The sequence below is a fragment of the Solibacillus ferritrahens genome, assembly GCF_037027585.1.
GTDB classification, from domain to species: Bacteria; Bacillota; Bacilli; order Bacillales_A; family Planococcaceae; genus Solibacillus; species Solibacillus ferritrahens.
Genome location: NZ_JAXCLE010000002.1, coordinates 94,388 through 108,984 on the forward strand (window position 1 = coordinate 94,388; position 14,597 = coordinate 108,984).

Genomic DNA, 14,597 nt, shown 5'->3' on the forward strand with positions numbered 1-14,597 from the left:
ATGACTAAGAATATTGAAGCAGATTCCTTTTTCGAAGAGAATAATGAGGAACTGAATTCTAGAATTCATATTCTTGAGGAGATTGCCAAGCCCCAATATTATAATAATCGTGAATTGAGTTGGCTGGCATTTAATGAGCGTGTTCTGGAAGAAGCGGAGGATAAAAACAATCCGCTATTAGAGCGATTGAAATTTTTGGCAATATTCAGTTCGAACCTGGATGAGTTTTTTATGGTTCGCGTCGCGGGGTTGCAAGATCAAATTCGTGCAGGATTCCACAAACCTGAAAATAAATCGGGATTGACACCAAAAGAGCAACTTGCAAAAATTGCTGAGCGTACACAAGCATTAGTTCGTCGTCAAACTGAAGTATATCGCTATTTAGTATATGAATTATTGCCGAAAGAAAATGTGCATATTCGCGATTTGAAATTATTGAATCCCGAGCAGAAAAACTTCGTAAATGAATTATTTGAAGAGACGATTTTCCCTGTATTAACACCAGTTGCTGTCGATGCTTATCGCCCATTTCCAACTTTGTTAGGACGTACGCTTAACTTACTTGTCCGGTTGGAAAACAACATTCCGGACCCAGAAAATATGGATAGAGTGGCAATAGTACAGGTTCCGTCTGTATTGGACCGTTTTATTAAAGTACCATCAACAGGGAATGAAACGGTATTCGTATTATTGGAGGATGTAATTTCAAACAATATAAACCGTTTGTTTTTCGGTTATAAAGTAAAATCGACCCAAGCCTTTCGTTTAACAAGAAATGCTGATTTAACGATTCACGAGGAGGGCGCACAGGATCTTTTAGTAGAAATCGAAAAAGAGCTGAAAAAGCGTAAATGGGGCGTTGGTTCACGTTTGGAAGTCCGTGACGGTGAGATGAATGATGATGTTTTAGAGTATTTATTGGATGAATTTGAAATCGAGGAATCCGATGTATTTAAAATTGATGGACCGCTTGATTTAACAGCTATGTTTGCTTTTGTAAAGGTGATATCAGCGGGAAGAGAGCATTTAGAATATGAAAGCTTTATTCCTCAGCCACCCCAAGATCTACAATCAGATGAAAATATTTATGAAAAAGCATTAACGCAGGATTTATTTTTCCATCATCCTTTTGAATCGTTTGTACCTATTGTCGACTTTATTTCTGAAGCAGCTGAAGATCCGAGTGTATTAGCAATTAAGCAAACCTTATATCGAGTAAGTGGAAATTCGCCCATTATACAAGCATTAAAACAAGCTGCAGAAAATGGCAAGCAGGTGACTGTGCTGGTGGAACTTAAGGCACGTTTTGATGAAGAAAATAATGTACATTGGGCAAAGCAGCTAGAACAGGCAGGCTGTCTTGTAATATATGGAATGAATAATTTGAAAACACATTCAAAAATTACACTAGTCGTGCGTCGAAGACAAGGAAAAATTGAGCGTTTCGTTCATTTAGGTACGGGCAATTATAATGATGCAACAGCGAAAATCTATACAGATATGGGTATTATTACTTCAAATAAAGAATTTGGTATTGATGCGACTAACTTCTTTAACTATTTGAGTGGCTATACGAGTAAGCCTAAATTTAATCATATTGTCGTTGCTCCTTTTGATATCCGCGATGAGTTCCTAAATTTAATCGAAAGGGAAATTGCGTTACATAAACAGCATGGCAATGGCTTTATCCGAGCAAAAATGAACTCATTAACGGATAAGGATTTAATGATGAAACTTTATGAAGCTTCTATTGCAGGGGTAAAAATCGAGCTTATTATTCGAGGGATTTGCTGCATTCGCCCAGGAATTCCCGGAATTTCGGAAAATATAACTGTGTTAAGTATTGTAGGGCGATTCCTTGAGCATTCAAGAATTTTCTGGTTCCATCACAATGGAGAAAATAATATATATTTATCATCTGCTGATATGATGACAAGGAATATGATTAAACGTGTAGAAATTCTATTCCCGATATATTCCGAGGAAATTAAAGAACGTATCCAACGAATTATGCTGACACAAATCGAGGACAACCAAAAGGCAAGAATTCAAGACTCGAATGGTAATTACCGTTATAGGGAAGATCATAATAGTGAGCTTCGCATTAATAGTCAAGAAATCTTTTTAATTGAATCGCTTGGTACGATTGTAGAGGAATAAACAAAGTAAAACTACTATGGGTGAAAAGACCATAGTAGTTTTTAAATTTAAAATATAGAAAATTCCTGCTTAAAACAGAAAAATTTATATTTTAGTATGTATTTGCAGTCTATTGTAGTAAAATATAAATATGAATGGTTGTTCATTTTATATTCAAAGGGGATGTATGGAATGCTACAAAATAAGACGATTATTATTACAGGTGGCTCTAGCGGGATGGGGCTTGGGATGGCGAAGCAGTTCGTGAAAGAGGGAGCAAACATTGTTATTACCGGCCGCGATACAGAACGCCTTGAAAATGCAAAGAAAGAAATTTTAGCGATTGGTTCAACTATTGAGGTATTTCAAATGGATGTTCGTGAACCAGAGCATGCTCAGGCAATGGTCGCTTTTACTGTAGAAAAATTTGGTCAAGTAGACGGCTTGGTAAATAATGCAGCGGGGAATTTTATAGTCCATGCTGAAAAATTATCGCCAAATGGTTGGAAAGCGGTTATTGATATTGTTTTAAATGGTACATTTTATTGTTCTTCAGCAGTAGGGCGTTATTGGATTGAAAACGGTATTAAAGGTTCCATTCTTAATATGGTAGCAACATATGCATGGGGCGCAGGAGCAGGAGTTGTCCATTCTGCGGCTGCTAAAGCGGGTGTATTATCACTGACGCGCTCACTAGCTGTTGAATGGGGAGGGCAATATGGTATTCGGGTGAATGCTATTGCTCCAGGTCCAATTGAACGTACAGGTGGCGCGGATAAATTATGGGAATCAGAGGAACAGGCAAAGCGTACAATTAATTCTGTACCTTTAAAACGACTTGGTACCCCAGAAGAAATCGCGGATTTAGCAACATTTATGCTATCTGATAAAGCAAGATATTTAAATGGTGAGTGCATTACATTGGACGGTGGTCAATGGCTGAATCAACACCCGTTCTAAAAAGTATAGTCTGCCATTAATTGCTACATACTATTGCTAATCGTAGAAGGAGGCGATCGCGATAGGTATGTGGCTATATCCAACGATTTTCGTTGTGATTCTTCTTAGTTTTATTGGCTACTATTTGACGGTTCGTGTTGGTCATAATATAGAGGATAGTGGGCAAGAGCGAGATTCTGAAGTGCCTGAAGAAATTCAGGAGCACCCTTTTTTGCTTAATCCGATTATTTTATCCTATGTTGTTTTTGGAGCATTTACCGGGGTTATTATTTTCTATTACTGGGCAAGAGGATACTGACTTTTATGCATAATGAGACGTTTTTACTCGTCTAATTATGCTTTTTCTTTTTTTGAATAGGCACCTTTCTTAGTAATAAAGTTGATTGGTATGGTATTATAAGTATGAGAGAAGTTGTTTTGTCATAGGGCAGAACATACGAATGACGGTAGTGGTTTTAGGTTATTGACTATTGGGCTACTTGTTATTAGCGGGAAAAAGGAGTAGAATGTCATGATTTCAACGAACAACAGAGCTTTACTAGATATGCCTATTAAAGACTTTATTATTTCATCTGAGAAGGTAGCACATGTACAAAGTGGCAATAGCGCAGAGCATGCATTATTAGTATTAACGAAAACCGGATATTCTTCCATTCCAGTATTGGACGTAAAGTATCGCTTAAAGGGGTTATTAAGTACAAAAATGATTACAGAGTCGATTTTAGGGCTAGAGCGAATTGAATATGATAAATTGGCTGATATTCGTGTCGATGAAGTAATGAATCAAGAAGTCGTGTATTTAAAAGTTTCTGATACGTTCCAGCGTGCCCTTGATTTAGTCATTAACCATGCCTTTTTATGTGTTGTCGATGACGAAGGTACATTTGTCGGTATAATGACTCGTAGAATTATTTTAAAACAATTAAAAAAATATATTTATCAACATAACGCTTAAATAGGAGATCGGCAAAGTCCAAATGGATTTTGTCGATTTTTTAATCGATTAGATAGAAGGGAGAATGGCAATGACAGCAACGGAAGCCGAAATTATTAAAGTATTGGCAGAAGAAAAAAACATGCGAAAAGCGGCAGAGCGTCTATTTTTAACACAGCCTGCTTTATCGCAAAGATTACAATCAATTGAAAAGGAATGGGGGGCCCAACTTTTCATACGTTCCCAAAAGGGGCTGACACCGACACCTGCGGGAGAGCTCGTTATTCAATATTCGAGCGAAATGATTATAAAGCGGGAAGACATTTTTGAAACAATCCAAGCATTGAATTCAAAGGTTCATGGTACATTAAAAATTGCGTGTGCCTCGATTGTAGGGCAAAATTGGTTACCAAAAGTGTTAAAGGATTATGTAACAAAATATCCTGATACAAAAATCTCTCTCATGACTGGCTGGAGCTCGGAAATCGTAAAAGCACTCTATGATGGAGAAGCGCATATCGGTATTGTCCGCGGTCAATCGGAATGGAAGGGAAAAAAGATACACTTATTTCGAGATACAATGTATTTAGTAGATAAAGAAATTAAAGATATGGAAGATATTATTACATCGGATAGACCTTTTATTCAGTTTAAAAGTGATTCAAACTATTATCAGGAAATTCAGCAATGGTGGCAGCGTCATTTCAACTATAATCCAAAGCATCAAATTATCGTGGATCAAATTGAAACATGTAAGCAAATGGCATTGAACGGAATTGGCTATGCAATTTTACCTTCTATTACGTTAAACGGTGAGGAAAATGTTCATAAAATTTCCTTAACAAATAATGAAAAAGATGATGGTTTAGGTTTAACACGTGATACTTGGCTGATAGGCTATGAATCAACATTTGAACTGCGTCAAGTGCAGGCATTTGTTGATGTGGTGCAAGATCATGCGCGCTGTCTTTATGATTATTCAAAAGAAACCAATTAAAAAAGTTTTAATTTGGCTGAAAATTTAGTACAATTAGTCGTGTTAAAAAAACTAACATGCAGTGGGGTGTCTATATGGAAAAATTAAATGCACAACAAATTATTGATTTTATTTCTCAATCTAAAAAGGTTACACCAGTAAAGGTTTATGTAAAGGGTAACGGTGTTGCAGATTTATCATATGGTGAACAAAGTAAAGTTTTTGGTGAAGGGAACCATGCTGTTGTATTTGGTGAATGGTCAGATATTGAGGCTTCGTTAAAAGAACATGCTCAACACATTGAAGATTATGTTGTAGAAAATGATCGCCGTCATTCAGGTGTTCCACTTTTAGATTTAAAACATGTAAACGCACGTATTGAACCAGGTGCAATTATCCGTGATCAAGTAACGATTGGCGATAATGCAGTCATTATGATGGGTGCAATTATTAATATTGGTGCTGAAATCGGAGCAAAAACGATGATTGATATGGGCGTTGTATTAGGTGGTCGCGCAACAGTCGGAGAAAATTGCCATATTGGTGCCGGATCGGTACTAGCAGGTGTCGTGGAGCCACCTAGTGCTTTACCAGTTGTAGTAGAAGATGATGTAGTAATCGGTGCTAATGCGGTTGTATTGGAAGGTGTGCGTATCGGTAAAGGAGCGGTTGTAGCAGCTGGTGCGATCGTTATTAAAGATGTAGAACCATACACAGTCGTGGCAGGCGTTCCTGCTCGTGAAATTAAAAAATTAGATGAAAAAACGAAGTCAAAAACAGAAATTATAGATTCATTAAGACAGTTATAAGAAGGTAGGGTGTTATGAGCCATCTCATTGATATAAGACGGGACCTACATAAAATTCCGGAAATAGGATTTAAGGAATTCAAAACACAAAGCTATTTATTGCAGTTCATTTCAAGCTTAAATCAACAATATCTGCAAATCACAACGTGGAAAACGGGTATCGTCGTTTATATAAAAGGAACGAATCCAACAAAACTAATCGGTTGGCGAACAGATATTGATGGGCTTCCAGTACAGGAGGAAACGGGATTACCGTTTTCTTCGGAGTTTGGAGGGTATATGCATGCCTGTGGACATGATTGTCATATGGCGATTGCGCTTGGTTTAGTTGAAGCTTTTTCAAAACAGCCTCCAATACAGAATGTCGTAATCTATTTTCAGCCGGCAGAGGAAGGACCAGGGGGAGCAGAACCGATGCTTGAGTGGTTAAGAGCCGAACACCCACTGCTTGTTGCCGATGAAATCTATGCACTGCATATTGCTCCTGAGTATCCTGTAGGGACCATTGCGACTAAGCCAGAACTATTATTTGCGAATACGTCTGAGCTATTCATCGATTTAAAAGGTATTGGCGGGCATGCAGCCTACCCACATAAGACACGAGATATGACAATTGCAGCGGCGAATTTACTTTTGCAGCTCCAAACAGTTATTAGCCGGAATGTTGACCCGATGGATAGTGCAGTTATTACGGTAGGAAAAATGACAGCCGGCACAGTACAAAATGTAATTGCTGAAAATGCGCGGTTGGAAGGTACTATTCGAACATTGAATGCAGACGCAATGGCAGAGGTGAAACGACGTATTGAGGCAATTTGTGCAGGTATTGAAGCAGCATTTGAATGCGCTGTTTCAATTGATTATGGCTCGATGTATTATGAAGTAAATAATGATACCGATTGTGCGAATGCACTGCTTCAGTTTGCCGAACAATTCGACGGCGCTATAGCATATGAATGTCCTGCAGCGATGACAGGTGAGGATTTTGGTTATTTTATAAAGGATATACCAGGTGCGATGTTTTGGACTGGGGCAAATTCATCATATGGCCTTCATCATGCGAAAATGGTGCCGGATGAATCGTTAATCCCACTCAATTGTAGATTTGTAGAACAATTTTTGCGACAACGTTAAGAGTTTAATAAAGTAAAAGGGATGCCAGGAATTTTCCTGGTCATCCCTTTTTCAATCTGTGGAGGCTTTCAGCAAATGTGGAGCTTTTTTTGCTGTCCACATATAGGCAAGGATGAAGCAACCAATTAAAACGACTGCTCCCAAAATATAAGGAGAATTACGGTTCCAATCGAAAAGAACGCCTGCAAGTGCAGGTCCGAACATATTGCCTAGACTCATATACGCGTTATTCATACCAGCTGCAAACCCTTGTTCATTACCGGCAAGTTTTGAAATGAGCGTATTAACTGCCGGACGAATAAAGGTTGTAGCGATCGAGAATAAGGTAGCAACAACTAAAATTATGAAGAAACCACTAATATAAATAAACAACAGCATAGTCACTGCAGCCAGGAGCAAGTTTACTAAAATAACTTTTACTTCCCCGAAACGCTTAAATAATTTGTTGACAACATACATTTGCAATACAACACCTGCAAAGCCGCCAACAGTTAATATTATCGCTATTTCACCAGGTGTGTAGCCAAACTTATTATCTAAATATAGCGTTAAAGTCGCTTGGAAATTTGATATTCCAAAACTAAATGTAAAGACGACTATTAAAAAGACGAAATAGGAGGTTTTTACTGATTTAACTAATTGCTTTGATAAGTTTTCTCTTGGAGCTAAAACTGCCTGGCTATTTTTAATGTTTGGTAAATATAAAGCTGATAAAGTGGCTGCAATAAATGCAACAACTCCGGCTAAGAAAAATGGAAACGTTAAATTTACATTTGATAAAAACCCGCCGATACCTGGCCCAATCATAAAGCCTAAAGACATAGCTGCTCCAATCATGCCCATTCCTTTACCGCGTTCTTCGTGGGTTGTTATATCGGCTACAAAGGCCATAATAGGAGGCATAATAAACGCCGCGCCGGCACCACTTAAAAAACGTGATAAAAACAATACCCATACTTCAGTGGCAAGTCCAAATAAAATTTGAGCGCAGCCATAGACGATTAAACCTGCTATTATGAACATTTTTCGACCATGCCGATCCGATAAATCCCCTGCAATCGGTGAAAGTAGAAACTGGGCAAGTGCAAACCCTGCAATTAAAAATCCAAGGACTTGTCCCCCAACACCGAATAATTGCAAATAAGCCGGCATAACAGGGACAATAATACCAATCCCACCCATTGTAATAAACATATTAAACATTAATAAATAAAGTGCCAATTTATTCGATTGTTGTGTCATATAAAGCCAGCCTTCCTATTTAAATATTTCGGTTACGGAAATATATATTTCCAATAGCATACCATATTGTACAAACTTTCACGATAAAATACATCAATCCTTTGAAGGATATTATATATTGAAAATTTACCTGAATATTGCCAAAATAAATATAGAATAATTGAAAAGAGGTAGCTTATGAATTATAAATTTTGGACAGTTGTGATGGTACAAAAAGAGGATAAAGTACTGTTGCTCAATCGTCAGCATGATCATTTTAAAGGCTACATACCTCCAGGTGGCAAAGTGGATTTTCCGGAAGGTTTTGCACAAGGGGCCATTCGTGAAGTAAAAGAGGAGACAGGGTTGGATGTACATTCTTTAACATTTAAAGGGATTTCCCATTATACAAATGAAGTAAAAAAAGATCATTTTATTATTTATAATTACTGGACTGATGATTTTACAGGGGAGCTGCTCAAAACATGTGAAGAAGGGATATTGGAGTGGGTAAAAATTAGTGAAGCAAAAAACTATCCGATGCAGGAAGATATACAGGTCCGTTTCGATTACTTTTTCGAGCCAGGGACATTTGAAATTCATATGATTTGGGATGAAGAAAATGATTGTCTTGATCGACGAATTATACATAAGTTATAAAAATGGGGCAGCAAAAAGTCAGGATTAAATTGACTTTTAGGCTGCCCTAAATTTTTTAAAAACTCATTTTAAATTCCAAGAAGTATTCGTTATATTTCCCTAGCCATTCAAGCCCTAGATTTTCGTATACTTCCAACTTTTCTCGTTGCTCATGTGAAGGGTAGAAGCGTTCATCATCTACTACTTCTTCATCCAATAGCTCCCAAGCTGCTTCATTTGGTGATGAATATCCAACATAGTCAGTATTTTGAGCAGCATTTTCTGCATCTAACATAAAGTTAATGAATTTATGTGCACCTTCAATATTCTTTGAAGTTTTAGGAATAACCATATTATCAAACCATAAGTTGGAACCTTCCTGTGGAACAGCAAATTCCAATTCTTCATTTTCCCACATCATATCTGCAGCTTGCCCCGAGAATGTAAGTGCTACTGAGGCTTCGTTATTAATCATAAGCGGTGTAATTTCATCGCCAATAATTGCCTTAATGTTTGGAGAAAGCTTGATTAAATTATCTGTAGCTTCACGCAGCAACTTGTCATCTTTCACGTTTAGGGAATGGCCGATTGAGTTAAGCCCCATACCGATTACTTCCCGCGAGCCATCCACTAAAAATATTTTTCTTTCCAATGAAGGGTCCCATAGATCATCCCAAGATTCGAACGTTAAATGGTCCTCGATGAGATTAGGGTTATATACAATTCCAACCGTGCCCCAGAAATATGGTATGGAGTATTCATTGCCGGGATCAAACGGTAAATCTAAAAAGTCTTCGTTAATATTTTGCAAATTCGGTACTAAACTATGATCGATTGGAATCAGTAAGTCATCATCCTTCATCGATTCAATTGTATACTCGGAAGGAACAGCAATATCATATGCCGAGCCCCCTTGCTGTACTTTTGTTAACATGGCTTCATTTGAATCAAATGTTTCGTACGTTACTTTAATACCTGTTTCTTCTTCGAATTTATCGATTAACTCTGGATCGATATATTCGCCCCAGTTATACACTGTTAATGTATCCTTGCTTCCAGCAGACCCGGCAGACTGCATACGGTCCACTGCAACAAACAGAAGGGCACAAACAATGACTATGGCAACTGTTGCTTGAATTAAATCTCTCATCGATGTCCCCCCGTTGCTACTGATTTTGAACGTTTGTTAATGAAATAATACCCAATAACGATTAAGACCGTCACAGCAAATACCAATCCTGAAATAGCATTGATCGTCAAGGAAATTCCGGCACGGGCCATTGAGTAGATTTCTACCGACAATGTACTAAACCCATTACCTGTAACGAAGAAAGTGACTGCAAAATCATCGAGTGAATATGTTAAGGCCATAAAAAATCCTGCGAAAATACCAGGAGAAATATACGGCAAAATAACACGCATTAATACATCACGTTTTGTCGCACCTAAATCTCTTGCAGCATCAATTAATGATGTATTCATTTCAAGTAATTTTGGTAAAACCATGAGCACCACAATCGGTACACTAAATGCGACATGCGATACTAAAACAGAAGCAAACCCTAATTTTACACCAATCATTGTAAATAAAATGAGGAAACTTGCCCCGATCACAACATCCGGTGAAACGATAAGAACATTATTTAATGAAAGTAATGTATTACGCATTTTCTTATCTTTTATTGAAACAATACCAATAGCTCCCAGTGTTCCGATGATTGTTGCAATTAAGCCTGATAAAAGGGCAACGAGTACAGTGTTAAGTAAAATAATGATTAACCTTGAATCTTCGAATACTGCTGCGTAATGCTCCAGTGTGAACGATTCGAAATTATTCATACTGCCACCGCTATTGAATGAGTAAAAAATTAAATAAAATATCGGAGCATAAAGGACCGCGAATACGAAAATTAAATACATTTTCGACATAGCTGATAATTTTTTCATTAAACGCGTCCTCCTTTTGATTTTTGTCTAGTAAATAACATTGTAAGAACCATAAATAGAATTAAGAATACGGCAATTGTTGAACCCATTCCCCAGTTTTGAGATACAAGGAATTGCTGCTCGATGGCAGTACCTAAAGTAATGACTTGGTTTCCGGCGATTAAACGTGTAATCATGAACAAAGATAAAGCCGGAATAAAGGTAACCTGAATACCTGATTTTACGCCATCAATTGTTAATGGGAAAATAACTCGGCGGAAGGTTGTCCAGCTGGATGCACCTAAATCACGGGCGGCATAGATTAACGACGGATTCATTTTGTCCAATGAATTGAAAATCGGGATTATCATAAATGGAATGAAAATATATACCGATACGAAAACAAAACTAAAGTCTGTAAATAAAATTTGCTTTGGGTTAAAACCAAACACTTCAATCATTGCATTAATAGGGCCATATAAACCAAAAATACCGATGAATGCATAAGTTTTTAAGAGCAGGTTAATCCAAGATGGAATGATAATGAGCATAAGCCATAATTGCTTATGTTTCGTTTTTGTTAATAAGTAAGCAGTAGGGTAGGCAAATAACAACGTAAATAGCGTAATCAGAAATGCATACCAGAAGCTGCTCAATGTCATTTTTAAATAAACAGGTGTAAAAAATTTTGCGTAGTTGGTTAAAGTGAAGTTGCCATTCAAATCAAGAACAGAATAATAAACGATTAACGCAATTGGTGCAATAACGAATAATAAAATCCAAAAAATATAGGGAATTAACGGGCCTTTTGCTGTCTTATTCATAATCTTCGTCCCCATATGCTTCCAAACGTTTGTCGAAGTCCGCTTCTGTCTCATTTAATCGCATAACGTGAATAGCTTCAGGATCAAAGTCCAATCCAATTTCTGCTCCAACATCCGCTTTTTTCAATGAGTGGACTAACCATTCATTTCCGTCCTGATCATACGTTGATAATTCGTAATGAACACCTCGGAATAATTGAGTATCAACAGTAACAATTAACTTGCCGTTTTCCGGTGTTGTGATTTCCAAATCTTCCGGACGAATGACAACGTCAATTTTTTCGTTTGGCTTCATCCCACCGTCTACACACTCAAATTCTTTTCCAGCGAATCGAACTTTATAGTCTTCAATCATTAATCCATCTACAATGTTGGACTCTCCGATAAAGTCTGCTACAAAACGGTTAATTGGCTCATCATAAATATCTACTGGAGTTCCCGATTGTTTAATTTCCCCATTAGAAAGAACAAAAATTTCATCACTCATTGCCAAAGCTTCTTCCTGGTCATGTGTAACAAAAATGAATGTTTTGCCCAATCGCTGCTGTAATTCACGTAACTCATACTGCATTTCTGTACGTAATTTTAAATCGAGTGCTGATAATGGCTCATCTAATAAAATAACTTCCGGATCATTAACGATAGCACGTGCGATAGCGACACGTTGACGTTGACCACCGGACATTTCTGAAATTTCACGGTTACCATAGCCTGCTAAATTGACGAATTTTAATGCCTCTTGCACTCTGTCATTTATTTCTGTTTCTTTCACTTTTTTAATACGTAAGCCAAATGCCACATTTTCAAACACATTTAAGTGAGGGAATAGCGCATAATCCTGGAATACAGTATTTACTTGGCGTTCATTTGCCGGTACATCATTCATACGTTTCCCATTAAAAAATACATCACCTGTTGAAGCATCAGTAAAACCAGCAATAATACGTAAAATAGTTGTTTTACCACATCCGGATGGACCGAGTAATGTGTAGAACTTACCACGCTCTAGTTCGAAGTTAATATTTTTTAAGACAACTGTACCGTCATCATATGATTTTGTAACATTTTCAAAGCGAATAATCGTGTTATTCATTTAAGTAGCCTCCTGATTTATAAGTAAGATTGAGTTGCGACAAGGAGTAACTTTGTTATCCCATTATGCGCATTAAAAATTTGATGGTTGGAAGATGCTTCGTAATAAACAGCATTTCCTTCACTTGCGATATATTCGTCGTTTCCGAGAACAACACGGATTCGCCCTTTTACTACATAAATAAATGTTTCCGCTAATGATGGTTCGAATGATTTAAATTCCGCATCCTTTTGTAAGGTAATAAATACAGGTTCCATTTCCTTTTCATTTGATGTAGGAATCAGCCATTCAATTTCATAGTTTTTATCATGGTCGGTAAAACTAGTTTGATCATCTTTCGTAAATACAATTTTTTCGTTTTTTTGCTCATCATCAAAAAAGTCCCGTGGCGAGCACCCGAGAACTTCCAATAAGTTGAATAATGTTTCAATTGAAGGTGAGTTTAAATCCCGTTCTAATTGTGAGATATAGCCTTTTGTTAAATCAGTACGTTCTCCAAGCTCTTCCTGGGTTAGACCCTTTTTTATGCGTAACGCTTTAATCTTGGTTCCGATTTGCATATTGTCACGCTCCTTATCCATTAATCGATTGAGTTTACATATGATAAACATCCAGTAAGGAAGTTTACTATTACAAAACTTTTAGTTTACGAAAATAATAATAATTATACATAATATACGGGGATTTTCAAGTGTATTTGTGAAATGAAAGATATTATTTGTTTAGTTACTGGACATTTGTTCGGTACAGAAAAAAACTCCTTTACATATGTTACAGCGAGGAGGATGCGATTGAGAATTCGGACAATAATGCCTTCGCTAAGCGGGGCAACAAAAATTATTAATAAAAAAAATATGAATGAGCTATCGGATATGCCGACATTAATTTATTTTTGGGCAATGAGTTGTTCGCAATGTGAACAATCCATAGAGAAATTGAATATTATTGGTAATATTTTCAGTGACAAATTAAATATTCAAGCGATTCATATGCCAAGGGAAGAGCTCGACTTTACTTCTGAATTAGTAAGGCGAAAAGTAAAGCAATTAGGTATAAATTACCCTATTCACCTAGATAATGAACTTATCATTAGCGATAGGTTTGGAAATAAAATTGTACCAGCCTATTATTTATTCGATCAACAACAGAAATTGCGCTTCTATCACGCTGGAGCTCTAGCGACTAAATCCCTGCAAGGAAAAATTGAGCGTATTATTTAATGACAATATACATTTTTATAAGTTAAAATGATGGGAACTGGATGTTCGGAGGAGAGACAATGAAAAAAGAGTTTGTAGTAATAGGATTAGGGCGATTTGGTGGGAGTATTGTTCGCGAACTGGTTAAACAAGGGGCGAATGTAATGGCTATCGATACAGATAGTGAACGTGTCGATGAATATGCCCGTATTGCCACTCAATCAGTAGTAGCAGATACGACAGAGGAAGAAACAATTAAATCACTAGGACTCTGGAATTTCGAACATGTTATTGTAGCAATTGGCGAAGATATTCAATCAAGTATTCTAACGACCCTTATTTTAAAAGAGCTCGGTGTAGCTCAAATCACTGTTAAAGCACAAAATGATTATCACGAAAAAGTGCTACGTAAAATAGGTGCTGATTTTGTTGTGCATCCGGAACGGGATATGGGCATTCGTATTGCTAACAATATGATGTCGAATAGTGTACTTGATTATTTGGAGATTTCCAGCGAGCACTCGATTATGGAAATTAAAGCGAATGAAAAAATAGCTGGTAATTCATTGATTGAGCTGGATGTACGCGCAAAATACGGTGTGAATATTGTAGGCATTACACGTGGCGATGAAATTATGATTTCTCCAGCAGCGACTGAGCGTATTGAAGTAGGGGATATTCTACTGATGATTGGTGCGGATGTTGATATAAATCGCTTTGTGAAGAAAGTTATTCAAAAGTAGC

Annotated in this window: 16 protein-coding genes; 10 read left to right on the forward strand and 6 right to left on the reverse strand. The window is 37.1% G+C overall.

The features are described 5' to 3' along the window. The 7 genes from SNE38_RS02535 to SNE38_RS02565 all read left to right on the forward strand — a co-directional run bounded on the left by SNE38_RS02535 (position 1) and on the right by SNE38_RS02565 (position 6,951). Complete coding sequence (locus SNE38_RS02535; RefSeq protein WP_336045818.1) at positions 1–2,160, forward strand: RNA degradosome polyphosphate kinase; 2,160 nt, start codon at positions 1–3, stop codon at positions 2,158–2,160. A 171-nt stretch (positions 2,161–2,331) separates the two neighbouring features. Then, positions 2,332–3,099: a 2,4-dienoyl-CoA reductase gene (gene fadH / locus SNE38_RS02540; protein WP_191702225.1), complete on the forward strand. Its 768-nt coding sequence runs from the start codon at positions 2,332–2,334 to the stop codon at positions 3,097–3,099. 67 nt (positions 3,100–3,166) lie between these two features. Next, positions 3,167–3,397 (forward strand): short-chain dehydrogenase, encoded by a 231-nt coding sequence (locus SNE38_RS02545; RefSeq protein ID WP_191702226.1) that lies wholly within the window; start codon positions 3,167–3,169, stop codon positions 3,395–3,397. A 213-nt stretch (positions 3,398–3,610) separates the two neighbouring features. After that, positions 3,611–4,054, forward strand: coding sequence for a cyclic-di-AMP-binding protein CbpB (cbpB, locus tag SNE38_RS02550; protein ID WP_191702227.1), 444 nt, complete (start codon positions 3,611–3,613; stop codon positions 4,052–4,054). A gap of 70 nt (positions 4,055–4,124) precedes the next feature. Further along, positions 4,125–5,030 (forward strand): LysR family transcriptional regulator, encoded by a 906-nt coding sequence (locus tag SNE38_RS02555; protein WP_191702228.1) that lies wholly within the window; start codon positions 4,125–4,127, stop codon positions 5,028–5,030. A 74-nt stretch (positions 5,031–5,104) separates the two neighbouring features. Further along, on the forward strand, positions 5,105–5,818 hold the full coding sequence (gene dapD, locus SNE38_RS02560; protein ID WP_191702229.1) for a 2,3,4,5-tetrahydropyridine-2,6-dicarboxylate N-acetyltransferase: 714 nt from the start codon (positions 5,105–5,107) through the stop codon (positions 5,816–5,818). 14 nt (positions 5,819–5,832) lie between these two features. Continuing rightward, positions 5,833–6,951, forward strand: coding sequence for an N-acetyldiaminopimelate deacetylase (locus SNE38_RS02565; RefSeq protein WP_191702230.1), 1,119 nt, complete (start codon positions 5,833–5,835; stop codon positions 6,949–6,951). Between the two features lie 51 nt (positions 6,952–7,002). Here SNE38_RS02565 and SNE38_RS02570 read toward each other — a convergent pair whose 3' ends face one another. Further along, entirely contained in the window at positions 7,003–8,193 is a 1,191-nt protein-coding gene (locus SNE38_RS02570; RefSeq protein WP_336045819.1) for an MFS transporter, read from the reverse strand. Between the two features lie 177 nt (positions 8,194–8,370). Here SNE38_RS02570 and SNE38_RS02575 point away from each other — a divergent pair, with 177 nt between their 5' ends. Then, a complete protein-coding gene (locus SNE38_RS02575) occupies positions 8,371–8,832 on the forward strand; it encodes an 8-oxo-dGTP diphosphatase (RefSeq protein ID WP_336045820.1) in 462 nt (153 codons plus the stop codon). Between the two features lie 55 nt (positions 8,833–8,887). Here the strand turns inward: SNE38_RS02575 and SNE38_RS02580 are convergent, their stop codons facing one another. From SNE38_RS02580 to SNE38_RS02600, 5 genes are read right to left on the reverse strand one after another with little or no spacing between them, the layout of a single operon-like run. Continuing rightward, entirely contained in the window at positions 8,888–9,961 is a 1,074-nt protein-coding gene (locus tag SNE38_RS02580; protein ID WP_191702233.1) for an ABC transporter substrate-binding protein, read from the reverse strand. Continuing rightward, positions 9,958–10,758, reverse strand: coding sequence for an ABC transporter permease (locus tag SNE38_RS02585; RefSeq protein WP_191702234.1), 801 nt, complete (start codon positions 10,756–10,758; stop codon positions 9,958–9,960). The genes SNE38_RS02580 and SNE38_RS02585 overlap by 4 nt, the downstream gene beginning before the upstream one ends. Beyond that, the gene (locus SNE38_RS02590) at positions 10,758–11,564 is read right to left on the reverse strand and encodes an ABC transporter permease (RefSeq protein ID WP_191702624.1); all 807 of its coding nucleotides are present in this window, start codon (positions 11,562–11,564) and stop codon (positions 10,758–10,760) included. Before SNE38_RS02590 ends, SNE38_RS02585 begins: the two co-directional genes overlap by 1 nt. Then, positions 11,554–12,654: an ABC transporter ATP-binding protein gene (locus tag SNE38_RS02595; RefSeq protein ID WP_191702235.1), complete on the reverse strand. Its 1,101-nt coding sequence runs from the start codon at positions 12,652–12,654 to the stop codon at positions 11,554–11,556. The genes SNE38_RS02590 and SNE38_RS02595 overlap by 11 nt, the downstream gene beginning before the upstream one ends. A 17-nt stretch (positions 12,655–12,671) precedes the next feature. After that, positions 12,672–13,214 (reverse strand): helix-turn-helix domain-containing protein, encoded by a 543-nt coding sequence (locus SNE38_RS02600; protein WP_191702236.1) that lies wholly within the window; start codon positions 13,212–13,214, stop codon positions 12,672–12,674. A gap of 249 nt (positions 13,215–13,463) precedes the next feature. Here SNE38_RS02600 and SNE38_RS02605 point away from each other — a divergent pair, with 249 nt between their 5' ends. After that, positions 13,464–13,874, forward strand: a complete 411-nt coding sequence (locus SNE38_RS02605) for a TlpA family protein disulfide reductase (RefSeq protein ID WP_336045821.1) — start codon at positions 13,464–13,466, stop codon at positions 13,872–13,874. Between the two features lie 59 nt (positions 13,875–13,933). Continuing rightward, complete coding sequence (locus SNE38_RS02610; RefSeq protein WP_191702238.1) at positions 13,934–14,596, forward strand: potassium channel family protein; 663 nt, start codon at positions 13,934–13,936, stop codon at positions 14,594–14,596. Position 14,597 lies beyond the last annotated feature (1 nt).